This is a genomic window from Streptomyces omiyaensis (assembly GCF_014650895.1).
In the GTDB taxonomy this organism is placed as follows: domain Bacteria; phylum Actinomycetota; class Actinomycetes; order Streptomycetales; family Streptomycetaceae; genus Streptomyces; species Streptomyces omiyaensis.
In genome coordinates, this window is record NZ_BMVV01000003.1 from 431,318 (window position 1) to 453,817 (window position 22,500).

Consider the following 22,500-nt stretch of genomic DNA (forward strand, 5'->3'; position numbering starts at 1 on the left):
GTGAGAGGCACGATGTCTGACAACATCAACAGCGCCTCGTCCCACACGCTTCTGGAAGGGCGGCTCGGGTACCACCTCGAGTCCGCCCTTCTGGTGCGTGCGCTGACCCACCGCTCGTACGCGTACGAGAACGGCGGGCTGCCCACCAACGAGCGCCTGGAGTTCCTCGGGGACTCCGTGCTCGGCCTGGTGGTCACCGACACCCTCTACCGCACCCACCCCGATCTGCCCGAGGGCCAGCTGGCCAAGCTCCGGGCCGCGGTGGTCAACTCGCGTGCGCTGGCGGACGTCGGGCGCGGCCTCGACCTGGGCTCCTTCATCCGGCTCGGCCGGGGCGAAGAGGGCACGGGCGGCCGGGACAAGGCATCCATCCTCGCCGACACCCTCGAAGCGGTGATCGGCGCGGTCTATCTCGACCAGGGTCTCGACGCGGCGTCCGAGCTGGTGCACCGGCTCTTCGACCCGCTGATCGAGAAGTCCTCGAACCTCGGTGCCGGACTGGACTGGAAGACCAGCCTCCAGGAGCTCACCGCGGCCGAGGGTCTCGGCGTGCCGGAGTACCTCGTCTCCGAGGAGGGCCCCGACCACGAGAAGACCTTCACTGCTGCCGCCCGCGTCGGTGGCGTCTCGTACGGCACCGGCACCGGCCGCAGCAAGAAGGAGGCGGAGCAGCAGGCCGCCGAGTCCGCGTGGCGCGCCATCCGCGCCGCCGCGGACGAGCGCACGGCGGCGGCCAAGGCCGCGGCCGACGCCGGCGGGACCGGCGAGCGGACCCAGGAGGACGGGCCCGCCCCGGCCTCCGCCTGACCGCTCTCCCGCGACCGCGCTTCCTTCGCCTCCTTCGACGGAGCCTCCCGCCCGCCCCCGCCAGGGGCGGGCGGATCCGTTTCCGGCCCCGGCCGGCCCGCCCGCACCGGGCGGTAGGCTGCGAGGACCACCGTCCCTTCCCTCCGGAGGAGTCCCGTGCCCGAGCTGCCCGAGGTCGAGGTCGTCCGGCGCGGACTGGAGCGCTGGGTCACCGGCCGGACCGTGGCGGACGTCGAGGTCCTCCACCCCCGGGCGGTGCGCCGCCACCCGGCGGGCGGCGCCGACTTCGCGGCCCGGCTGACCGGGCAGCGCTTCGAGCCGGCCCGCCGCCGGGGCAAGTACCTGTGGCTGCCCCTCGCCGACACCGACACCTCGGTCCTCGGCCACCTGGGGATGAGCGGACAGCTCCTGGTGCAGCCGGAGGAGGCCCCGGACGAGAAGCACCTGCGGATCCGCGTGCGCTTCGCCCCGTCCGACGCCGACTCCGCCACGGGGGCCGCCGGCACGGAGCTCCGCTTCGTCGACCAGCGCACCTTCGGCGGGCTCTCGCTCCACGAACGGGCCCCCGACAGCGCCGACGGCCTGCCGGACGTCATCGGGCACATCGCCCGCGACCCGCTCGACCCCGCCTTCGACGACGCCGCCTTCCACGCCGCGCTCCGGCTGCGCCGTACGACGATCAAGCGGGCGCTCCTGGACCAGTCGCTGATCAGCGGCGTCGGGAACATCTACGCCGACGAGGCGCTGTGGCGCGCGAGGCTGCACTACGACCGGCCGACGGCCACCCTCACCCGCCCGCGCTCGGCCGAACTCCTCGGCCACGTCCGCGACGTCATGAACGCCGCGCTCGCGGCCGGCGGCACCAGCTTCGACAGCCTCTACGTGAACGTGAACGGCGAATCCGGCTACTTCGACCGCTCGCTCGACGCCTACGGCCGGGAGGACGAGCCCTGCCGCCGCTGCGGCACGCCGATGCGCCGCCGCGCCTGGATGAACCGCTCCAGCTACTTCTGCCCGCGCTGCCAGCGCCCGCCGCGCGTCAGCCCGTGACGGCGGGGCGCCCGGCGTCGTACGCCTCCCGGGCCGCCACGACCTCCGGCATCCGCCCCTCGACCAGCGTGATCAGTCCGACCAGCCGCTCGGCGACGTCCCGCCCGAGCGGGGTGAGCCGGTAGTCGACCCGGGGCGGATTGACCGGCTGCGCCTCGCGGTGCACGAGGCCGTCGCGCTCCAGGGCCTGGAGGGTCTGCGCCAGCATCTTCTCGCTGACGCCGTCGACCCGGCGCCGCAGCTCGTTGAAGCGGAAGGACCCCTCGTGCAGGGCCCCGAGGGTGAGGCCGCCCCATCGCCCGGTGATGTGCTCCAGGGTCACCCGCGAGGCACACTCCCGCGCGAACACGTCGAAGGCGAGGTCGTCGGTCATGCCCTCCACGGTACGCGCGCACCCCACTCGCCACCAGACCGCGCTTTCGAAAAGTGAGCACCTGGAGGGGGAGGGGGTGTCGGAGGGGCCGCCGTGGAGCGGGGCGGCCCCTCCGACACCCCGCCGGAGGCCGTCCGCCGCCGTCCTCCCCCGTCCGCTGTACGGGGAGCGGCCGCGTCCCCCACGATGGACCCACATCCTGAGAGGCCGTCATCCATGACCACCACGCTCGCGCTCGCCCAGGGCGGCAACGCGCCGCTGTCCGCCGCCGTCTGCCGCGTCACCCTGGACTCGTCCGGCGGCGGCATCGACGTCTCCGCCGTGCTCCTCGGCCCGGACGGCCGGGTGCGCGGCGACGACGACCTCGTCTTCTACAACCACCCCGCGCACGACGGGGTGAGCCTGGAGGGGCGGACGGTCACCGCCGACCTGCCGTCGCTCCCGGCAGGCGTCGACCGCGTCGCGATCGTCGCCAGTGCCGACCCGGCCCTGCCCGCGGCCCGTCTGGACGGCGCCGCCACCCCGCACGCGCTCGTCGAGTGCGGCGCCGACCGGCTCTCCTTCGCCCCGGCGCCCTTCGCCCGCGGGGAGACGGTCGCCGTCCTGGTGGAGCTCTACCGGCGCGGCGACGGATGGAAGGCGAGGGCGGTCGGCCAGGGCTGGGACACCGGTCTCGCGGGCCTGGCGACGGACTTCGGCATCGACGTGGCGGCGGAGGAGCCGGAGCCGGCACGCGCACCGGAGCCCGCCGTGGTGCCCGCGCCCGTACCCGCATCGGCGCCCGCGCCCGCGGCGGTTCCGTTCGGTGCTCCGGCCGCCCCGGCCGACGCGCCGCTCGGCGCGGTGACGCTCGCGAAGGACGGGCACGCGACGATCGGCATGCGCAAGGACGAGCCGGGGCTCGTCGTGACCGCCACGCTGGAGTGGGACGGCGGGAGCGAGGAGCGCCAGGAGGCCGGGGCCGACCTCGACCTGTACGCCCTCTACGTGCCCCGTCCCCGCGTCACCCCGTCCGGCACCCGCGCGAAGAAGGCGGAGGAGGCCGTCTACTACGGCGAGCTCGGTTCCGCCTCCGCCCCGCCGTACATCGCCCTGGACGGCGACGCGCGCGTCCCCGGCCGCGAGAGGGTCACCCTGCACCGGCCCGACCGGCAGGGGTACGTCCTCGTCTGCGCCTACAGCGCGATCGAGAACGGCACCGGCTCGTTCAAGTCCTTCGGCGCCCGCGCGGTGGTCACCGACGGGCGCGGCTCCACCGTGACGGTGCCGCTGTTCCACGACTGCGAGCTGTCCTACTGGGTCGCCATCGCGCTGATCGACTTCACCGATCCGGAGGGGGTCCTGATCCGGCACGTCGAGAAGTACGGCGCGGAGAACGACGAGGCCCGCCCGGCGCTCTACTCCGACGGGACCTTCCGGATGGGCGCCGGTCCGATCGAGTTCAAGACCCTGTAGCCGGCCGCGGGGGCCCGGGGGTCAGCGGCCGAAGTCCTGGGTCCACCAGGGGCCGCCGTCGGCGAAGTGGACACCCACGCCGAGGGTGGTGAAGTCGCAGTTCAGGATGTTGGCGCGGTGGCCGTCGCTGTTCATCCAGGAGACCATCGCGGCGGTCGCGTCGACCTGGCCGCGGGCGATGTTCTCGGCGCCGAGGCTCGTGATGCCCGCGGCCTGGGCGCGCGACCAGGGGGTGGCGCCGTCGGGGTCGGTGTGGTCGAAGAAGCCGCGGTCCGCCATGTCGGCGCTGAAGTCGCCGGCCAGGCGGGCGAGGCCCTCCGAACGCTGGACCGGGGAGCAGCCGACCTTGCCGCGCTCGACGTTCACCAGGCGCAGGACCTCGGCCTCGGCCGCGTCCGCACGGTCGGCGGTGGAGCCGGCGGCCTTCGTCTCCTCGGCCGGGGCCTCCGTGGTGGGGGCCGGCGTCGGGGCGGCGGCCGGGGTGGTCGCCGCGGTCTTCGACGGCTTCGGCTTCGGCTTCGGCTTCGCCGGGGTGGTGGCGGGCGCCGGGGCCGCGGTGCGCGTCTTCGACGGGGTGGGGGAGGGGGTCGCGGTCTTCGTGGGGGTGGGGGTGGCCTTCGGGGTGGTCCTCGGGGAGGCGGAGGACGGGGCCTTCCTGCCGGTCGCCCCGGTGCCGCTGCCCGTGTGCGTGCCCGTCGGCGCGTCCGCGGGGGTGCGGGTCGCCCCGCCCTGGGTGGTGAGCTCCGGGGCCTGCCGGGTCTCCGTGGTGGTCGGCCGGCTGCTGCCCACGCTGCCGGCGGTGAGGGTCTCCCCGCCGGGGAGGAGGCCGGAGGCGACCGCTGCGGCGCCGACGGCGACCGCCGCCGAGGCCCCGATCAGTCCGTTGCGGACGGGGTGGCGGCGCTTGCGGCGCGTACCCCCGTCACCGCGGTCGGTGCCGGTCGCGTAGTCTGCCTCGGCGGGCGCGGCGCCGGAGCGACGGTGGCGTCCCATCTGCCCTGCCTCCCTGAGCTGGCTCTGTGCTGGGTCTTTGCGCTCTTTGCTTTCGGCATGGAGTGGTACGGAGCGTGAGGTCGCGTACGGACGGCCGAAAGGTGTGCACCCGTGTGGGTGAGGCGCATTCCGTCGGACTGTACGCCATGGGAAGCCGCCGCGACGTGCGGTTCGGGCAATCCGCCCGCTAGCGTGCAGCCATGAGTGACGATGTGCGGATGACCGCTTGGGTGCGTGGGCGAGTACAGGGAGTGGGCTTCCGGTGGTTCACCAGGGCAAACGCCTTGGAGATCGGTGGCCTCGCCGGATTCGCCCTGAACCTCGACGACGGCCGGGTCCAGGTGGTGGCCGAGGGCCCGAGTGACAATTGCCACCGTCTGCTCGACTGGCTGCGGTCCGACGACACGCCCGGCCGCGTGGACGGCGTCACCGAGATATGGGACACCCCCCGCGGCGGGTACGACGGCTTCGCCATCCGCTGACCGCGCCTCCCGGGACCACCCGCCGGCCCCCTGTCCGAACGCCCTCCGAGGGGGGTCGGGCAGGGGGCCGGTTGCGTGCGCGTGAACGCCGGTGAACAGGAGAAGCGCCTGGTGGTTGCCAAGATTCGACACTCGTGCAAGGCTTCCCGGGTAAGGATGATCGACACGCCCCACGACCACGGGTCGAGAGACGCCGCCGCCTGCGACGCGGCCGCGAACTCCCCGTGCGCCGCACCGATGGGGGCGTGATCGTGTTGACCGTCAAACTTTTTGGTGAGACTCTGGAAGCCCCGCGCACCTTAGCTGTGTGGCAGTAGAACACCGGCACGACTCAGGTACTGCCGAGCACCGCGGGTGCGAATCCATCCCTCACGACCCACACCGCAATCGGTCGGTCACTCAGTGTGGAGGACCACTCATCATGGCAAAGGCGCTTCTCGGTTACGTCGGCGGCTCCGACCCGCGACTCCTCGCCGAGATGCGACGGCTCCAGCAGCGCGTCCAGGATCTGGAATCCGAGCTCGTACGGATCCAGACCGAGAACGACGCGCTCGCCGCTGCCGCCGCTCATCACCAGGGCGAGTCGCTGCTCGACCGCATCGACCTCGACGTACCCCAGGCAGAGCCTGCGCTCACCTGACATCCCGCCCCGAGGGGCATCAGGTGGGAACAGCTGAATAGGCAAGGGGCGCTTCGGCGTCCCTTCTTTTCTTCACCCCCGCGTCGCCACCCCCGGGCTTCTCCTTCACCCCCGCGTCTCCCCCGCGTCACACCCCTCCTCACCCGAGGATCTGCCCTGCGCGATCACGGGCGAAACGCGACACCCCGGGTAGAGTCCCGGGGGTGCACCTCAAGGCTCTGACGCTCCGCGGATTCAAGTCGTTCGCCTCCGCCACCACCCTGCGGTTCGAACCCGGAATCACCTGCGTCGTCGGCCCCAACGGCTCCGGCAAGTCCAACGTCGTCGACGCGCTCTCCTGGGTCATGGGCGAACAGGGCGCCAAGTCGCTGCGCGGCGGCAAGATGGAGGACGTCATCTTCGCCGGCACCACCGGGCGGCCCCCGCTCGGCCGCGCCGAGGTCTCGCTCACCATCGACAACTCCGACGGCGCGCTGCCCATCGACTACGCCGAGGTCACCCTCACCCGGATCATGTTCCGCGGCGGCAGCAGCGAGTACCAGATCAACGGCGACACCTGCCGGCTCCTCGACATCCAGGACCTCCTCTCCGACTCCGGCATCGGCCGCGAGATGCACGTCGTCGTCGGCCAGGGCCGGCTCGACTCCGTGCTCCATGCCGACCCCATGGGCCGCCGCGCCTTCATCGAGGAGGCCGCCGGCGTCCTCAAGCACCGCAAGCGCAAGGAGAAGGCGCTCCGGAAGCTCGACGCGATGAAGGCCAACCTCGCCCGCGTCCAGGACCTCACCGACGAACTCCGCCGCCAGCTCAAACCCCTCGGCCGCCAGGCCGCCGTCGCCCGCCGCGCCGTCGTCATCCAGGCCGACCTCCGCGACGCCCGCCTCCGCCTCCTCGCCGACGACCTCGTCCGCCTCCAGCGCGCCCTGCACGCCGAACTCGCCGACGAGGCCGCCCTCCTGGCCCGCAAGGAGACCACCGAGGAGGAGCTGCGCACCGCCCTCGCCCACGAGGCCGCCCTGGAGGCCGAGGTCCACGCCCTCGCCCCCCGCCTGGAGCGCGCCCAGCAGAGCTGGCACGCCCTCTCCCAGCTCGCCGAACGCGTCCGCGGCACGATCTCCCTCGCCGACGCGCGCGTGAAGAGCGCCACCGACGCCCCCGCCGAGGAACGGCGCGGCCGCGACCCCGAGGACCTGGAGCGCGAGGCCGCCCGCGTCCGCGCACAGGAAGCCGAGCTCGAAGCCGCCCTGGAGGCCGCCGAACGGGCCCTGGAGGACACCGTCGCCCACCGCGCCGAGCTGGAACGGGCCCTCGCCGCCGAGGAACGGCGCCTCAAGGACGCCGCCCGCGCCCTCGCCGACCGCCGCGAGGGCCTCGCCCGCCTGAACGGCCAGGTCAACGCCGCCCGCTCCCGGGCGGCCTCCGCCCAGGCCGAGATCGACCGGCTCGCCGCCGCCCGCGACGAGGCCGCCGACCGCGCCGTCGCCGCCCAGGAGGAGTACGAACGGCTCAAGGCCGAGGTCGACGGCCTCGACGCCGCCGACACCGACCGCGCCGAGCGGTACGAGGAGGCCCGCCGCGCCCTCGCCGACGCGGAGACCGCCCTCGGCGCCGCCCGCGAGACCGCCGCCGCCACCGAGAGCCGACGCGCCGCGACCCGCGCCCGCCACGACACCCTCGCCCTCGGCCTGCGCCGCAAGGACGGCACCGGGGCCCTCCTCTCCGCCGGCCTGACCGGCCTCCTCGGCCCCGCCGCCGAACTCCTCACCGTCGCCCCCGGCCACGAGGTCCCCGTCGCCGCCGCCCTCGGCGCCGCCGCCGACGCCCTCGCCGCCGACGGCACCGCCACCGCCGCCGAGGCCCTCCGCCTCCTGCGCAAACAGGACGCCGGCCGCGCCACCCTCCTCCTCGCCGCACCCCGGGACACCGCCCCCGCCCCCCGCCCGCTGCCCGCCGGCGCCCGGCCCGTCGCCGCCCTGGTCACCGGCCCGGACGAGCTCCTCGGCTCCGTCCGCCGGCTGCTCGACGGGATCGTCCTCGTCGACGGCCTCGACCACGCCCGCGACCTCGTCCGCGCCCACCCCGGGCTCACCGCCGTCACCGCCGACGGCGACCTCCTCGGCGCCCACTGGGCCCAGGGCGGCTCCGCCGGCGCGCCCAGCCTCCTCGAAGTCCGGGCCCAGGTCGACGAGGCCGCCGCCGAACTGGCCGAGCTGACCGCCCGCCGCGAGGAGTCGGTCCGCGCCCGGGAGGAGGCCGCCGAGCGCCGCCGGGCCGCCGCCGCCCTCGCCGAGGAGCTCGACGCCCTCCGCCGTACCGCCGAGAAGGAGAGGGCCGCCGTCGCCCAGGCCCTCGGGCGCCTCGCCGGCCAGGCCAGGGGAGCGGTCGGCGAGGCCGAACGGACCGCCGCCGCCGTCGCCCGCGCCCAGGAGGCACTGGAACGGGCCGGCGCCGAGGCCGAGGAGCTCGCCGGGCGACTGCTCGTCGCCGAGGAGGCGCCGGCCGAGGAGGAGCCCGACACCTCGGTCCGCGACCGGCTCGCCATCGACGGGTCCAACGCCCGCCAGACCGAGATGGAGGCCCGCCTCCAGGTCCGCACCCACGAGGAGCGCGTCAGGGGCCTCGCCGGCCGGGCCGACTCCCTCGACCGCGCCGCCCGCGCCGAACGCGACGCACGCGCGCGTGCCGAGCAGCGCCGCGCCCGGCTCCGCCACGAGGCCCGGACCGCCGCCGCCGTCGCCGCCGGAGCCCGTACCCTCCTCGCCCACGTCGAGGTCTCGGTGGCACTTGCCGACCGCGAGCGGGCCGCGGCCGCCGCCGCCCGCGCCGACCGCGAGCAGGGCCTCACCGCCGCCCGGACCCGGGGCCGCGCGCTCACGACCGAGCTCGACAAGCTCACCGACTCCGTCCACCGCGGCGAGGTCCTCGGCGCCGAGAAGCGGCTGCGGATCGAGCAGCTGGAGGCGAAGGCCCTGGAGGAGTTCGGGGTCGAGACGGGCTCCCTCACCGCCGAATACGGCCCCGACCAGCCCGTGCCGCCGTCGCCGCCCGCCGAGGGCGAGACGCTGCCCGAGGACCCGGACGACCCCCGCAACCGGCCCCGCCCGTTCATCCGTTCGGAGCAGGAGAAGAGGCTGAAAGCGGCCGAGCGCGCCTTCCAGCAGCTCGGCAAGGTCAACCCGCTGGCCCTGGAGGAGTTCGCGGCCCTGGAGGACCGCCACCGCTTCCTCTCCGAACAGCTGGAGGACCTGAAGAAGACCCGCGCCGACCTGCTCCAGGTCGTCAAGGAGGTCGACCAGCGCGTCGAGCAGGTCTTCACGGAGGCCTACCGGGACACCGCCCGCGAGTTCGAGGGCGTCTTCTCCCGCCTCTTCCCCGGCGGCGAGGGCCGCCTCGTCCTCACCGACCCCGACTCCATGCTCACCACCGGCGTCGACGTCGAGGCCCGTCCCCCGGGCAAGAAGGTCAAGCGCCTCTCGCTGCTCTCCGGCGGCGAACGCTCCCTGACCGCCGTCGCCCTGCTGGTCTCCATCTTCAAGGCCCGGCCCAGCCCCTTCTACGTCATGGACGAGGTCGAGGCGGCGCTCGACGACACCAACCTCCAGCGGCTGATCCGGATCATGCGGGAGCTCCAGGAGTCCTCGCAGCTCATCGTGATCACCCACCAGAAGCGCACGATGGAGGTCGCCGACGCGCTGTACGGCGTGTCGATGCAGGGTGACGGCGTCTCGAAGGTGATCAGCCAGCGGCTCCGCTGAAGTGGTGGACGGCCGGAAGGTGTGCGCCACTGGGAATCCTGGGTAACCGGAAGCCTCCCGGCACCCCGGGAAGAGGACCGCAGGCCGTCACACCGAGGAGTCCACGTGACCAACACCGAGAAGGCTCCCCCGCCGCCCCCGTCCGAAGGCCGGGCGGCGCACCCGGACCACCTCGGCCACGTCATCTTCATCACCGCCTCCGCCGCGATGGGAGGCTTCCTCTTCGGCTACGACAGCTCCGTCATCAACGGCGCCGTCGAGGCCATCCGCGACCGCTACGACATCGGCTCCGCGACCCTCGCCCAGGTCATCGCCATCGCCCTGATCGGCTGCGCCATCGGCGCCGCGACCGCCGGCCGGATCGCCGACCGCATCGGCCGCATCCGCTGCATGCAGATCTCCGCCGCCCTCTTCACCGTCAGCGCCGTCGGCTCGGCCCTGCCCTTCGCCCTCTGGGACCTGGCCTTCTGGCGGATCGTCGGCGGCTTCGCCATCGGCATGGCCTCCGTCATCGGCCCCGCCTACATCGCCGAGGTCGCCCCCGCCGCCTACCGCGGCCGCCTCGGCTCCTTCCAGCAGGCCGCCATCGTCATCGGCATCGCCATCTCCCAGCTCGTCAACTACGGCATCCTCCAGCTCGCCGACGGCGACCAGCGCGGCGAGATCGGCGGCCTGGAGGCCTGGCAGTGGATGCTCGGCGTGATGGTCGTCCCCGCCCTCCTCTACGGGATGCTCTCCTTCGCCATCCCCGAGTCCCCCCGCTTCCTCATCTCCGTGGGCAGGACCGAACGGGCCAAGGAGGTCCTCGCCGAGGTCGAGGGCAAGGGCGTCGACCTCGACCACCGCGTCGCCGAGATCGACCGGGCCATGCGCAGCGAGCACAAGTCCACCTTCAAGGACCTGCTCACCCCCGGCAGCCGCTTCCGCCTGCTGCCCATCGTCTGGGTCGGCATCGGCCTCTCCGTCTTCCAGCAGCTCGTCGGCATCAACGTCGCCTTCTACTACTCCGCGACGCTGTGGCAGTCCGTCGGCATCGACCCGTCGAGCTCGTTCTTCTACTCCTTCACCACGTCGATCATCAACATCATCGGCACCGTGATCGCGATGGTCCTGGTCGACCGGGTCGGCCGCAGGCCGCTCGCCCTCGTCGGCTCCGTCGGCATGGCGATCGCCCTCGCCTTCGAGGCCTGGGCCTTCTCCGCCGACCTCGTCGACGGCAAGCTCCCCGAGACCCAGGGCGTCGTGGCGCTCGTCGCCGCCCACGTCTTCGTACTCTTCTTCGCCCTCTCCTGGGGCGTCGTCGTCTGGGTCTTCCTCGGAGAGATGTTCCCCAACCGGATCCGCGCCGCCGCCCTCGGCGTCGCCGCCTCCGCCCAGTGGATCGCCAACTGGGCCATCACCGCCAGCTTCCCGTCCCTCTCGGACTGGAACCTCTCCGGCACCTACGTCATCTACACGTTCTTCGCCGTCCTCTCGATCCCCTTCGTGCTCAAGTTCGTCAAGGAGACCAAGGGCAAGGCCCTGGAGGAGATGGGCTGACGCCTACGCCCCGAGGCGGGGCAGCACCTCGTCGCAGAACAGGCGCAGGCTCCGCCACCCCTCCTCCACCGGCATCCCCCCGCACAGCGGATGCAGCACCAGGCTCTCCAGCCCCAGCGCCGCGCACTCCTCCGGCGTCACCACCCGGTACACCCCCTCCGCCCGCAGCTCCGCCACGCTCGACGCCCCCGACCGCACCGCCGACCGGATGTCCTTCGACTGCCAGGAGGCGTAGGTCCGGGCCTCGTGCAGGAAGTGCTCCCCGTACTCCGCCCACGTCCGGTCCGGGTCCTCCGACACGTGCAGCAGCGGTGTCACCGGCCCCGGCATCATCGTCCAGCCCTCCGTCCCGTACTCCGCGCACCGCTCCCGGTAGTACGCCTCCAGCTCCGGCAGGTGCGCGGACGGGAAGAACGGCAGCCCCAGCCGGGCCGCCCGCCGCGCCGCCGCCTTCGAGGAGCCCCCGACGAGCAGCAGCGGGTGCGGCCGGGTGAAGGGCCGCGGGGTGACCCGCACCGTACGGCCCCGGTACGCGAAGGGCTCGCCCGTCCACGCGGCGAGCAGGGTCTCCAGGAGCTCGTCCTGGAGCTTCCCGCGCCGCCCCCAGTCGACTCCGCGCTCCTCGTACTCCTCCGGCCGGTAGCCGATCCCGGCCACCGTCACCAGCCGGCCCCGGCCCAGCAGGTCGAGGACCGCGATCTCCTCGGCGAGCCGCAGCGGGTCGTGCAGCGGGCCGATGGCCGCGGAGACCGTGACCGCGATCCGGCGGGTGGCGCCGAAGACCGCGCCCGCGAAGACGAAGGGGGAGGGGAGCCAGTTGTTCTCCACCCCGTGGTGCTCCTCGGTCTGGACCGTGTCCACCCCGTGCCCGTCGGCGTGGGCGGCCATCTCCAGGGCGGCGCGGTAGCGCCCGGCGAGGGACTCGGGGGTGGCGCGCGGGTCGACCAGGTTGAACCGTACGACGCTGAAGGCCATCGAGATCCCCTCCGCGGGTGGGCTGCCGGCGAGGGCCGACCATAGCTGACGGTGCGTCAGATGGGAACGGTCCCGGCGCCCCGCCGACCCGCGACCCACGCTGCGTGCGTACTGCGTCACCGGGCCACTCGTGGCCGATACTGGAGCGGTTATGGAACTCATCCTTGCTGTAGTCATCGCTCTGGTCGTCGCGGTCGCCGTGACCAGCGGGCTCGTGATCAGCGGTCGCAAGAAGAAGCAGCTGCCGCCGGCCGAACCGCCGTCCACCACGCCGACCGTCACCGCTCCGCCCGCCGAGCCGCACGTCGGCGACGAGGCGGAGACACCGCGGGAAGAACCACGCCGCACCATCGAGGAGGTCGGCCTCCCGACCGCCGAGGAGGCGGTCGAGACCCCCGCCGCCATCGAGGACCCGGTGGTCGCCGAGGCGCCCCCGGCGCCCGGGATCGAGGTCCCCGAGCCCACCGCCGGACGCCTCGTCCGGCTCCGCGCCCGGCTCGCCCGCTCCCAGAACTCCCTGGGCAAGGGGCTGCTGACCCTGCTCTCCCGCGAGCACCTCGACGAGGACACCTGGGAGGAGATCGAGGAGACCCTCCTCACCGCCGACGTCGGCGTCGCCCCCACCCAGGAGCTGGTCGACCGGCTCCGCGAGCGCGTCAGGGTGCTCGGCACCCGCACCCCCGACGAGCTGCGCGCCCTGCTCCGCGAGGAGCTCGTCGCCCTCCTGGGCGACTACGACCGCACCGTGCACACCGAGAGCCCCCAGGACGTCCCCGGCGTCGTCATGGTCGTCGGCGTCAACGGCACCGGCAAGACCACCACCACCGGCAAGCTCGCCCGCGTCCTGGTCGCCGACGGCAAGTCCGTCGTCCTCGGTGCCGCCGACACCTTCCGCGCCGCCGCCGCCGACCAGCTCCAGACCTGGGGCGACCGCGTGGGCGCCCGGACCGTCCGCGGCCCCGAGGGCGGCGACCCGGCCTCGATCGCGTACGACGCGGTCAAGGAGGGCATCGCCGAGAAGGCCGACGTCGTCCTCGTCGACACCGCCGGCCGCCTGCACACCAAGACCGGCCTCATGGACGAGCTCGGCAAGGTCAAGCGGGTCGTCGAGAAGCACGGCCCGCTCGACGAGATCCTCCTCGTCCTCGACGCCACCACCGGACAGAACGGCCTCATCCAGGCCCGCGTCTTCGCCGAGGTCGTCGACATCACCGGCATCGTCCTGACCAAGCTCGACGGCACCGCCAAGGGCGGCATCGTCGTCGCCGTCCAGCGCGAGCTCGGCGTCCCCGTCAAGCTCGTCGGCCTCGGCGAGGGCCCGGACGACCTGGCCCCCTTCGAGCCCGCCGCCTTCGTCGACGCCCTGATCGGCGACTGACCTCCGCGACGGCACAGGAAAGGGCCCCCGCCGACCACGGCGGGGGCCCTTCGCGTACGCCACCGGTCAGGCGTGCGTCCGATGGCACATGTACGCCAGCGTGCCGAGCAGCAGCCGGGCCTGCGGCGGCGCCCCCGCCGTGTCCAGCGTCGGCGGCCGCAGCCAGCGCACCGGACCCGACCCGCCCAGGTTCGACGGGGGAGCGGTGATGTGGCTGCCCGGCCCCAGACAGTGCAGGTCCAGGTCCGCGTCGTCCCAGCCCATCCGGTACAGCAGCCGGGGCAGCTCCTCCGCCGCGCCCGGCGCCACCAGGAACTGGGCCCGGCCGGTCGGCGTCGCGCAGACCGGACCCAGCGGGAGCCCCATCCGCTCCATCCGGACCAGCGCCCGGCGGCCCGCCGCCTCGGCCACCTCGATCACGTCGAAGGCGCGGCCCACCGGCAGCAGCAGCGCCGCCCCGGGGTACTCCGACCATGCCTTCGTCGCGTCGTCGAGCGCCGCTCCCGCCGGGACGGGCGAAGCGAACGGGAGGGGATGGGCGCCCGGAGCCGCGCAGGCCCGGTCGCCGCAGGAGCACTGGCCGTTGACGGCCCGCGCGCCGGGCTGGACGTCCCAGCCCCAGAGTCCGGTGTACTCGGCCACCGCGGTGCACTCGGTGGTGCGTGCGCGGCGCCGTGAGCCGGACCGCATCTCGCGGATGCCGCCGATCGTGAAGCCCATGCCCCCTCCAACGGGTCGGACGCGCCGGTGGTTACGACCCGGAACACATGCGTCACGCTCGGTGACGCCCTGCCCGGGACTCGTCGCCCGGGGTGGCGCACGGTCGTGAACGGGGTGGTGCGCACGGTGGCGCGCGCCTCTTCGCGCTTCCGTCCGCCGACTCCGGGTCGTCGCATGTCAAGTGAATCGTGTGCGACGCCAAGGGAGTTCATTCGAAGGGGTGGCGAATGGTGGCGTTTCTTGAAACGCCCTCACCGTGGGGGTGATCGTAGGATTACTTTCGGTACCCGAACCCCCGGAGGGGCTTGCGCGGGCGGGTATGCCGGAGGCAACCCGGTTTCCCGTTCGAAGGAGTCGGAACACCGGGCGGAGCGCGGCCGGACACGGCATTCTGATAGGGGTTCGCACGACAGGCAATCAGGTGGATGGGGGCGTTCCAGTGGGCGGCAACGGCACAGACGGTACGACTGCCGGCAAGCGCCCCAACGAGCGTCTCGGCTCGTGGTTCGTGCGCAGCGGCTGGTCCAAGGGGGAGCTCGCCCGCCAGGTCAACCGCAGGGCCCGCCAGATGGGCGCCCACCACATCTCCACCGACACCTCACGGGTCCGCCGCTGGCTCGACGGCGAACAGCCCCGCGAGCCCATCCCGAGAATCCTCTCCGAGCTGTTCTCCGAGCGCTTCGGCTCCGTCGTCGCCGTCGAGGACCTCGGCCTGCGCGCCGCCCACCAGACGCCCTCCGTCTCCGGCGTCGACCTGCCCTGGGCCGGGCCGCAGACCGTCTCCCTGCTCAGCGAGTTCTCCCGCAGCGACCTCATGCTCGCCCGGCGCGGCTTCCTCGGCTCCTCCCTCCAGCTCGCCGCCGGCCCGGCCCTCATCGAGCCCATGCAGCGCTGGCTCGTCCCCACCCCCACCGGCGATCCCCTCCCCGGCGACCCCGCCCCCGACGGCCGCCGCCCCCACCGGCTCTCCGAGATCGAGCTCGACCTCCTCGAGTCCACCACCGCCATGTTCCGCAAGTGGGACGCCCAGTGCGGCGGCGGACTGCGCCGCAAGGCCGTCGTCGGCCAGCTCCACGAGGTCACCGACCTCCTCCAGGAGTCCCAGCCCGCCGCCACCGCCAAGCGGCTCTTCACCGTCGCCGCCGAACTCGCCGAACTCGCCGGCTGGATGAGCTACGACGTGGGCCTCCAGCCCACCGCCCAGAAGTACTTCGTCCTCGCCCTGCACGCCGCCAAGGAGGCCGGGGACAAGCCGCTCGGCTCGTACATCCTCTCCTCCATGAGCCGGCAGATGATCCACCTCGGCCGCCCCGACGACGCCCTCGAACTGGTCCACCTCGCCCAGTACGGCAGCCGGGACTGCGCCACCCCCCGCACCCAGGCCATGCTGTATGCGATGGAGGCCCGCGCCTACGCCAACATGGGGCAGCCCTCCAAGTGCAAGCGGGCCGTCCGGATGGCCGAGGACACCTTCGCCGACGCCGCCTTCGAGGGCGGCCCCGAGCCCGACTGGATCCGCTTCTTCACCGAGGCCGAACTCAACGGCGAGAACTCCCACTCCTACCGCGACCTCGCCTACGTCGCCGGGCGCTCCCCGACCTACGCCTCCCTGGCCGAACCCGTCATGGAGCGCGCCGTGGAGCTCTTCGAGAAGGACAGCGACCACCAGCGGTCCTACGCCCTCAACCTCATCGGCATGGCCACCGTCCACCTGCTCAAGCGCGAGCCCGAGCAGTCCGTCGTGCTCGCCGAGAAGGCCCTCGGCGTCGCCCGCTCCATCCGCTCCGAGCGGGTCAACAACCGGCTCCGCAAGACCGTCGACACCGCCGCCCGCGACTTCGGTGACGTCGCCGAGGTCGTCGACCTCACCGACCGGCTCACCCTGCTCCTGCCCGAGTCCGCCGAGGCCGTCTGACCGCCCCGCACCGCTCCCGCGAGCCCCACGACCCCGGCCGCGCCGGACGTCCCGTACTGCCCGACTCGGCTCCCCCGCCGCACAGGACACACGGACGCCGGCGCGGCCGGTCCACGTCCCGGACCGCCCCGGGTCCGCCCGCCGGGCCGGGAGCGTACGCCCGTTACCTCCCCGTGACCCGGGTGTTCACGGTCGCGTAACACACCCCCGCCCTTCGTCACTGCCCCGAAACATCGAGCGGCATCGTCGGAAACCGCGCTGCGCGAATCTCTGGCCCATAACCGGCCACCCCTCAGGCCGCCGCTCACCGCCGGCCCCGCCCCGCACAGGCCGCATCCGACGACGAGGAGACGCCGATGGCACCAGCCATCACGACCCTGGCAGCAGACGCCCCCGAGCTGTCCGCCGCCAACACCGGGTTCATGCTCATCTGCTCCGCCCTGGTCATGCTGATGACCCCGGCCCTCGCCTTCTTCTACGGAGGCATGGTCCGCGTCAAGTCCACCCTCAACATGCTGATGATGAGCTTCATCAGCCTGGGGATCGTCACGATCCTGTGGGTGCTCTACGGCTTCAGCGTCGCCTTCGGCACCGACACCGGCGGCATCGTCGGCTGGTCCTCCGACTACCTCGGTCTCAGCGGCATCGGCGTCACCGAGCTGTGGGACGGCTACACCATCCCGGTGTACGTCTTCGCCGTCTTCCAGCTCATGTTCGCCATCCTGACCCCCGCCCTCATCAGCGGCGCCCTCGCCGACCGGGTCAAGTTCACCGCCTGGGCCCTCTTCATCACCCTCTGGGTCACCGTCGTCTACTTCCCCGTCGCCCACTGGGTCTGGGGCGCCGGCGGCTGGCTCTTCGAGATGGGCGTCATCGACTTCGCCGGCGGCACCGCGGTCCACATCAACGCCGGCGCCGCGGCCCTCGGCGTCATCCTCGTCATCGGCAAGCGCGTCGGCTTCAAGAAGGACCCGATGCGCCCGCACAGCCTCCCGCTGGTCATGCTCGGCGCCGGCCTCCTCTGGTTCGGCTGGTTCGGCTTCAACGCCGGCTCCTGGCTCGGCAACGACGACGGCGTCGGCGCCGTGATGTTCGTCAACACCCAGGTCGCCACCGGCGCCGCCATGCTCGCCTGGCTCGCCTACGAGAAGGTCCGCCACGGCTCCCTCACCACCCTCGGCGCCGCCTCCGGCGCCGTCGCCGGCCTCGTCGCCATCACCCCCGCGGGCGGCTCCGTCAGCCCCCTCGGCGCGATCGCCGTCGGCGCCATCGCCGGCCTCGTCTGCGCCATGGCCGTCGGCCTCAAGTACAAGTTCGGCTACGACGACTCCCTCGACGTCGTCGGCGTCCACCTCGTCGGCGGTGTCATCGGCTCCCTCCTCGTCGGCTTCTTCGCCACCGGCGGCGTCCAGTCCGACGCCAAGGGCCTCTTCTACGGCGGCGGCCTGGAGCAGCTCGGCAAGCAGGCCGTCGGCGTCTTCGCCGTCCTCGCCTACTCCCTGGTCGCCTCCGCCGTCCTGGCCCTGATCATCGACAAGACCATGGGCATGCGGGTCGGCGAGGACGACGAGGTCTCCGGCATCGACCAGGTCGAGCACGCCGAGACGGCCTACGACTTCAGCGGAGCCGGCGGCGGCGCCTCCGGGCGCACCACCGCCCCCGCCCCGGCAGTCACGGAGAACAAGAAGGTGGACGCATGAAGCTCATCACCGCGGTCGTGAAGCCGCACCGCCTCGACGAGATCAAGGAGGCCCTCCAGGCCTTCGGGGTCCACGGCCTCACCGTCACCGAGGCCAGCGGGTACGGACGCCAGCGCGGCCACACCGAGGTCTACCGCGGCGCCGAGTACACCGTCGACCTCGTCCCCAAGATCCGCATCGAGGTCCTGGTCGAGGACGAGGACGCCGAGCAGCTCATCGACGTCGTCGTGAAGGCCGCCCGCACCGGCAAGATCGGTGACGGAAAGGTCTGGAGCGTCCCCGTCGAGACCGCCGTCCGCGTCCGGACGGGCGAGCGCGGGCCCGACGCGCTCTAGGAGCAGCACCCCGGGGGGTACGGCTCCGAGGGGGACGGCTTCCCCGGGGTACGGCCTCCGGCCCGGAGGCCGCACCCCGGAGCCGTACCCCCGCCCCACCGCCCCGCAGAGCGAAGGAGCCGCCGGTGACCACCCTCGAACCGCAGGACGCGACCGAAGCACAGGGATCCGGCTACGCGGCGGCCCGGCTGCTCCTCCTCCAGGAGAAGGAGCGGACCGGGCCGTCCCGGCGTACCGCCCTCGCCCGCCTCACCGACGACTGGCTGGCCGCCCTCTTCGCCGCCGCCGCACCGCCCAGGGGGGTCGCCCTCGTCGCCGTCGGCGGCTACGGCCGCGCCGAACTCTCCCCGCGCAGCGACCTCGACCTCCTCCTGCTCCACGACGGCAGCGCCCCCGGGGAGGCCGTCGCCGCCCTCGCCGACCGCATCTGGTACCCCGTCTGGGACCTCGGGATCGCGCTCGACCACTCGGTCCGCACCCCCGCCCAGGCCCGCGCCACCGCCGCCGAGGACCTCAAGGTCCAGCTCGGCCTCCTCGACGCCCGCCCGCTCGCCGGCGACACCGCCCTCGCCGCCTCCCTGCGCTCCACCGTCCTCGCCGACTGGCGCAACCAGGCCGTCCGCCGCCTCCCCGAACTCGCCGAGCTCTGCCGCGACCGCGCCGAGCGCGCCGGCGAGCTCCGCTTCCTCCTCGAACCGGACCTCAAGGAGGCCCGCGGCGGCCTCCGCGACGTCCAGGCCCTGCGCGCCGTCGCCGCCTCCTGGCTCGCCGACGCCCCCCGCGACGGCCTCGACACCGCCCGCCGCCGCCTCCTCGACGCCCGCGACGCCCTCCACCTCGCCACCGGCCGCGCCACCGACCGCCTCGCCCTCCAGGAACAGGACGCCGTCGCCCGGGAACTCGGCCTCCTCGACGCCGACACCCTGCTCCGCGAGGTGTACGAGGCCGCCGGCATCGTCACGTACGCCTCCGACGTCACCTGGCGCGAGGTCGGCCGCGTCCTCAAGGCGCGGTCCGCCCGCCCCCGGCTCCGCACCCTCCTCGGCGGCCGCTCCGGCGACCGGAAACAGCCCGTCGAGCGCACCCCGCTCGCCGAGGGCGTCGTCGAGATGGACGGCGAGGCCGTCCTCGCCCTCTCCGCCCGCCCCGAACGGGATCCGGCCCTCCCGCTCCGCGCCGCCGCCGCGGCCGCCCAGCACGGACTGCCGCTCTCCCCGCACGCCGTCCGCCGGCTCGCCGCCGCGGCCAAGGCGCTGCCCGTCCCCTGGCCCGCCGAGGCCCGCGAGGCCCTCGTCACCCTCCTCGGCGCCGGCTCCTCCGCGGTCCCCGTCTGGGAGGCCCTGGAGGCCGAGGGGATCGTCACCCGCCTCCTGCCCGACTGGGAGCGCGTCCGCCACCGCCCCCAGCGCAACCCGGTCCACACCTGGACCGTCGACCGCCACCTCGTCGAGACCGCCGTCCGCGCCGCCTCCCTCACCCGCCGCGTCGGCCGCCCCGACCTCCTCCTCGTCGCCGCCCTCCTCCATGACATCGGCAAGGGCTGGCCCGGCGACCACTCCGTCGCCGGCGAGACCATCGCCCGCGACCTCGCCGCCCGCATGGGATTCGACCGCACCGACACCGCCACCCTCGCCACCGTCGTCCGCCACCACCTCCTCCTCGTCGACACCGCCACCCGCCGCGACCTCGACGACCCCGCCACCGTCCAGTCCGTCGCCGCCGCCGTCGGCACCGTCGGCACCCTCGAACTCCTCCACGCCCTCACCGAGGCCGACGCCCTCGCCACCGGCCCCGCCGCCTGGTCCGCCTGGCGCGCCTCCCTCGTCGCCGACCTCGTCAAACGCGTCACCGGCGTCCTCGCCGGCGAGCCCCTGCCCGACCCCGAGGCCGCCGCGCCCAGCGCCGAACAGGAACGCCTCGCCGTCGAGGCGCTGCGCACCGGCGAACCCGTCCTCGCCCTCCACGCCCGCGACGAGCAGCCCCTCGACCCCGACGAGCCCGAACCCGTCGGCGTCGAGCTGCTCATCGCCCTCCCCGACCAGCCCGGCGTCCTGCCCGCCGTCGCCGGCGTCCTCGCCCTCCACCGGCTGACCGTCCGCGCCGCCGACCTGCGCGCCGTCGACCTCCCCACCGAGCTCGGCTCCGGCTCCGTCCTCGTCCTCGACTGGCGGGTCGCCGCCGAGTACGGCGCCCTGCCCCAGGGCCACCGGCTCCGTGCCGACCTGCTGCGCGCCCTCGACGGCTCCCTCGACATCCCGGCCCGCCTCGCCGAGCGCGAGGCGGCCTACCCGCGCCGCCGCGGCGTCCCGGCCCCGCCGCCCCGGGTCACCGTCGCCCCCGCCGAGTCCCGCCTCGCCACCGTCCTGGAGGTCCGCGCCCAGGACGCCCCCGGCCTGCTCCACCGGATCGGCCGCGCCCTGGAGGGCGCGGCGGTGCGGGTCCGCAGCGCCCACGTCTCCACCCTCGGCGCCAACGCCGTCGACACCCTCTACGTGACCCGCCCGGACGGCTCCCTCCTCCCGGACGAGGAGGCGATCGACCTGGCCCGGACGCTGGAGGAGGCGCTGGGCTGACGCGCGCCGGCCCCGTCCCCGTCCCCGTCCCGTGCCCCGGATCGGGCGGGCGGGGCCACACTCCGCGGACGGCCCGATACCCTGGAGGGCAATCCGACCGCCCACGACACCGAGGATCCGCGACCGCCGTGTTCGATACCCTCTCCGACCGCCTTGCAGCGACCTTCAAGAACCTCCGCGGCAAGGGCCGTCTGTCCGAGGCGGACATCGACGCCACCGCACGCGAGATCCGGATCGCCCTGCTCGAAGCGGACGTGGCCCTTCCGGTCGTCCGCTCCTTCATCAAGCAGGTCAAGGAGCGCGCCACCGGCGTCGAGGTCTCCCAGGCCCTCAACCCGGCCCAGCAGGTCATCAAGATCGTCAACGAGGAGCTCATCGGCATCCTCGGCGGCGAGACCCGCCGGCTGCGGTTCGCCAAGACCGCGCCCACCGTGATCATGCTCGCCGGTCTTCAGGGCGCCGGTAAGACCACCCTCGCCGGAAAGCTCGGCCTCTGGCTGAAGGGGCAGGGCCACTCGCCGCTGCTCGTCGCCTGCGACCTCCAGCGCCCCAACGCCGTCAACCAGCTCTCGGTCGTCGCCGACCGCGCCGGCGTCGCCTTCTACGGCCCGCAGCCGGGCAACGGCGTGGGCGACCCGGTCCAGGTCGCCAAGGACTCCGTCGAGTACGCGCGGACCAAGCTCTACGACGTCGTCGTCGTCGACACCGCCGGCCGCCTCGGCATCGACCAGGAACTGATGCAGCAGGCCGCGGACATCCGCGACGCCGTCAGCCCCGACGAGATCCTCTTCGTCGTCGACGCCATGATCGGTCAGGACGCGGTCAACACCGCCGAGGCCTTCCGCGACGGCGTCGGCTTCGACGGCGTCGTCCTCTCCAAGCTCGACGGCGACGCCCGCGGTGGTGCCGCGCTCTCCATCGCGCACGTCACCGGCAAGCAGATCATGTTCGCCTCCAACGGCGAGAAGCTGGACGAGTTCGACGCGTTCCACCCGGACCGCATGGCGTCCCGCATCCTCGGCATGGGCGACATGCTGTCGCTCATCGAGAAGGCCCAGCAGACCTTCGACGAGGAAGAGGCCGCCAAGATGGCCTCGAAGCTCGCGTCGAAGAAGGGCCAGGACTTCACCCTGGACGACTTCCTCGCCCAGATGGAGCAGGTCCGCAAGATGGGCTCCATCAGCAAGCTCCTCGGCATGCTGCCCGGCATGGGGCAGATGAAGGAGCAGATCGCCAACATCGACGAGCGGGACGTGGACCGCACCGCCGCCATCATCAAGTCGATGACCCCGGCCGAGCGCCAGGACCCGACCCTCATCAACGGCTCCCGCCGCGCCCGTATCGCCAAGGGCTCCGGCGTCGAGGTCAGCGCCGTGAAGGGCCTGGTCGAGCGGTTCTTCGAGGCCCGCAAGATGATGTCCCGCATGGCCCAGGGCGGCGGCCTGCCCGGCATGCCCGGCATCCCGGGCATGGGCGGCGGCCCCGGCCGGCAGAAGAAGCAGATCAAGCAGGCCAAGGGCAAGCGCAAGAGCGGCAACCCGATGAAGCGGAAGGCCGAGGAGCAGGCCGCCCAGCAGAAGCGGGAGCAGGCCCAGCAGGGCGGCGCCTTCGGGCTGCCGGGCGCCGGCCAGGGCCCGCAGGACTTCGAGCTGCCGGACGAGTTCAAGAAGTTCATGGGCTGACGCCCGGAGGACGCCCACGAGGAGGGGCCCGGGACGGTGCGCAACCGTCCCGGGCCCCTCCTCGTCCGCCCGGCCCACCCGGAATGCCGCCTTCGTCACGATCTTCGATACTGGGGCCACTGCCGCCC

The 22,500-nt window shown here is 73.7% G+C and carries 17 protein-coding genes; 13 read left to right on the forward strand and 4 right to left on the reverse strand.

Features of this window, described 5'->3' with window-relative positions; genetic code table 11:
- The first annotated feature begins 12 nt into the window (after positions 1-12).
- Positions 13-807: a ribonuclease III gene (gene rnc / locus IE287_RS07520; RefSeq protein WP_189848099.1), complete on the forward strand. Its 795-nt coding sequence runs from the start codon at positions 13-15 to the stop codon at positions 805-807.
- 156 nt (positions 808-963) lie between these two features.
- Positions 964-1,857 (forward strand): bifunctional DNA-formamidopyrimidine glycosylase/DNA-(apurinic or apyrimidinic site) lyase, encoded by an 894-nt coding sequence (gene mutM / locus IE287_RS07525; RefSeq protein WP_189848100.1) that lies wholly within the window; start codon positions 964-966, stop codon positions 1,855-1,857.
- Here mutM and IE287_RS07530 read toward each other — a convergent pair.
- Complete coding sequence (locus tag IE287_RS07530) at positions 1,847-2,230, reverse strand: winged helix-turn-helix transcriptional regulator (RefSeq protein WP_189848101.1); 384 nt, start codon at positions 2,228-2,230, stop codon at positions 1,847-1,849. The two genes, mutM and IE287_RS07530, sit on opposite strands and share 11 nt — an antisense overlap.
- A gap of 216 nt (positions 2,231-2,446) precedes the next feature.
- Here IE287_RS07530 and IE287_RS07535 point away from each other — a divergent pair, with 216 nt between their 5' ends.
- On the forward strand, positions 2,447-3,685 hold the full coding sequence (locus IE287_RS07535) for a TerD family protein (protein ID WP_189848102.1): 1,239 nt from the start codon (positions 2,447-2,449) through the stop codon (positions 3,683-3,685).
- Positions 3,686-3,706: 21 nt separating this feature from the next.
- Here IE287_RS07535 and IE287_RS07540 read toward each other — a convergent pair whose 3' ends face one another.
- Positions 3,707-4,678 carry a CAP domain-containing protein gene (locus tag IE287_RS07540; RefSeq protein WP_189848103.1) on the reverse strand — a complete coding sequence of 324 codons (972 nt, stop codon included), beginning with the start codon at positions 4,676-4,678 and terminating at the stop codon, positions 3,707-3,709.
- A 200-nt stretch (positions 4,679-4,878) separates the two neighbouring features.
- Here IE287_RS07540 and IE287_RS07545 point away from each other — a divergent pair, with 200 nt between their 5' ends.
- The 4 genes from IE287_RS07545 to IE287_RS07560 all read left to right on the forward strand — a co-directional run bounded on the left by IE287_RS07545 (position 4,879) and on the right by IE287_RS07560 (position 11,094).
- The gene (locus IE287_RS07545) at positions 4,879-5,160 is read left to right on the forward strand and encodes an acylphosphatase (RefSeq protein WP_189848104.1); all 282 of its coding nucleotides are present in this window, start codon (positions 4,879-4,881) and stop codon (positions 5,158-5,160) included.
- Between the two features lie 421 nt (positions 5,161-5,581).
- Positions 5,582-5,800, forward strand: coding sequence for a hypothetical protein (locus IE287_RS07550; RefSeq protein WP_189848105.1), 219 nt, complete (start codon positions 5,582-5,584; stop codon positions 5,798-5,800).
- Positions 5,801-6,003: 203 nt separating this feature from the next.
- Positions 6,004-9,555: a chromosome segregation protein SMC gene (smc, locus tag IE287_RS07555; RefSeq protein WP_189848106.1), complete on the forward strand. Its 3,552-nt coding sequence runs from the start codon at positions 6,004-6,006 to the stop codon at positions 9,553-9,555.
- Positions 9,556-9,660: 105 nt separating this feature from the next.
- On the forward strand, positions 9,661-11,094 hold the full coding sequence (locus IE287_RS07560; protein ID WP_189848107.1) for a sugar porter family MFS transporter: 1,434 nt from the start codon (positions 9,661-9,663) through the stop codon (positions 11,092-11,094).
- A 3-nt stretch (positions 11,095-11,097) separates the two neighbouring features.
- On the opposite strand, the gene IE287_RS07565 is transcribed toward IE287_RS07560, so the two are convergent.
- Entirely contained in the window at positions 11,098-12,069 is a 972-nt protein-coding gene (locus IE287_RS07565) for an LLM class flavin-dependent oxidoreductase (RefSeq protein WP_189848108.1), read from the reverse strand.
- 151 nt (positions 12,070-12,220) lie between these two features.
- Here IE287_RS07565 and ftsY point away from each other — a divergent pair, with 151 nt between their 5' ends.
- Positions 12,221-13,447 carry a signal recognition particle-docking protein FtsY gene (ftsY, locus tag IE287_RS07570; RefSeq protein WP_189848109.1) on the forward strand — a complete coding sequence of 409 codons (1,227 nt, stop codon included), beginning with the start codon at positions 12,221-12,223 and terminating at the stop codon, positions 13,445-13,447.
- 66 nt (positions 13,448-13,513) lie between these two features.
- Here ftsY and IE287_RS07575 read toward each other — a convergent pair whose 3' ends face one another.
- A complete protein-coding gene (locus tag IE287_RS07575) occupies positions 13,514-14,167 on the reverse strand; it encodes a bifunctional DNA primase/polymerase (RefSeq protein ID WP_189848110.1) in 654 nt (217 codons plus the stop codon).
- Between the two features lie 439 nt (positions 14,168-14,606).
- Between IE287_RS07575 and nsdA the strand changes: the two genes are divergently transcribed.
- The 5 genes from nsdA to ffh all read left to right on the forward strand — a co-directional run bounded on the left by nsdA (position 14,607) and on the right by ffh (position 22,372).
- Positions 14,607-16,082 carry a transcriptional repressor NsdA gene (gene nsdA, locus IE287_RS07580; RefSeq protein WP_189848111.1) on the forward strand — a complete coding sequence of 492 codons (1,476 nt, stop codon included), beginning with the start codon at positions 14,607-14,609 and terminating at the stop codon, positions 16,080-16,082.
- 356 nt (positions 16,083-16,438) lie between these two features.
- Complete coding sequence (locus tag IE287_RS07585) at positions 16,439-17,782, forward strand: ammonium transporter (protein ID WP_189848112.1); 1,344 nt, start codon at positions 16,439-16,441, stop codon at positions 17,780-17,782.
- Positions 17,779-18,117 (forward strand): P-II family nitrogen regulator, encoded by a 339-nt coding sequence (locus tag IE287_RS07590; protein ID WP_015036464.1) that lies wholly within the window; start codon positions 17,779-17,781, stop codon positions 18,115-18,117. Before IE287_RS07585 ends, IE287_RS07590 begins: the two co-directional genes overlap by 4 nt.
- A gap of 125 nt (positions 18,118-18,242) precedes the next feature.
- Positions 18,243-20,690, forward strand: coding sequence for a [protein-PII] uridylyltransferase (locus tag IE287_RS07595; RefSeq protein ID WP_189848113.1), 2,448 nt, complete (start codon positions 18,243-18,245; stop codon positions 20,688-20,690).
- A 128-nt stretch (positions 20,691-20,818) separates the two neighbouring features.
- The gene (ffh, locus tag IE287_RS07600; protein WP_189848114.1) at positions 20,819-22,372 is read left to right on the forward strand and encodes a signal recognition particle protein; all 1,554 of its coding nucleotides are present in this window, start codon (positions 20,819-20,821) and stop codon (positions 22,370-22,372) included.
- Positions 22,373-22,500 lie beyond the last annotated feature (128 nt).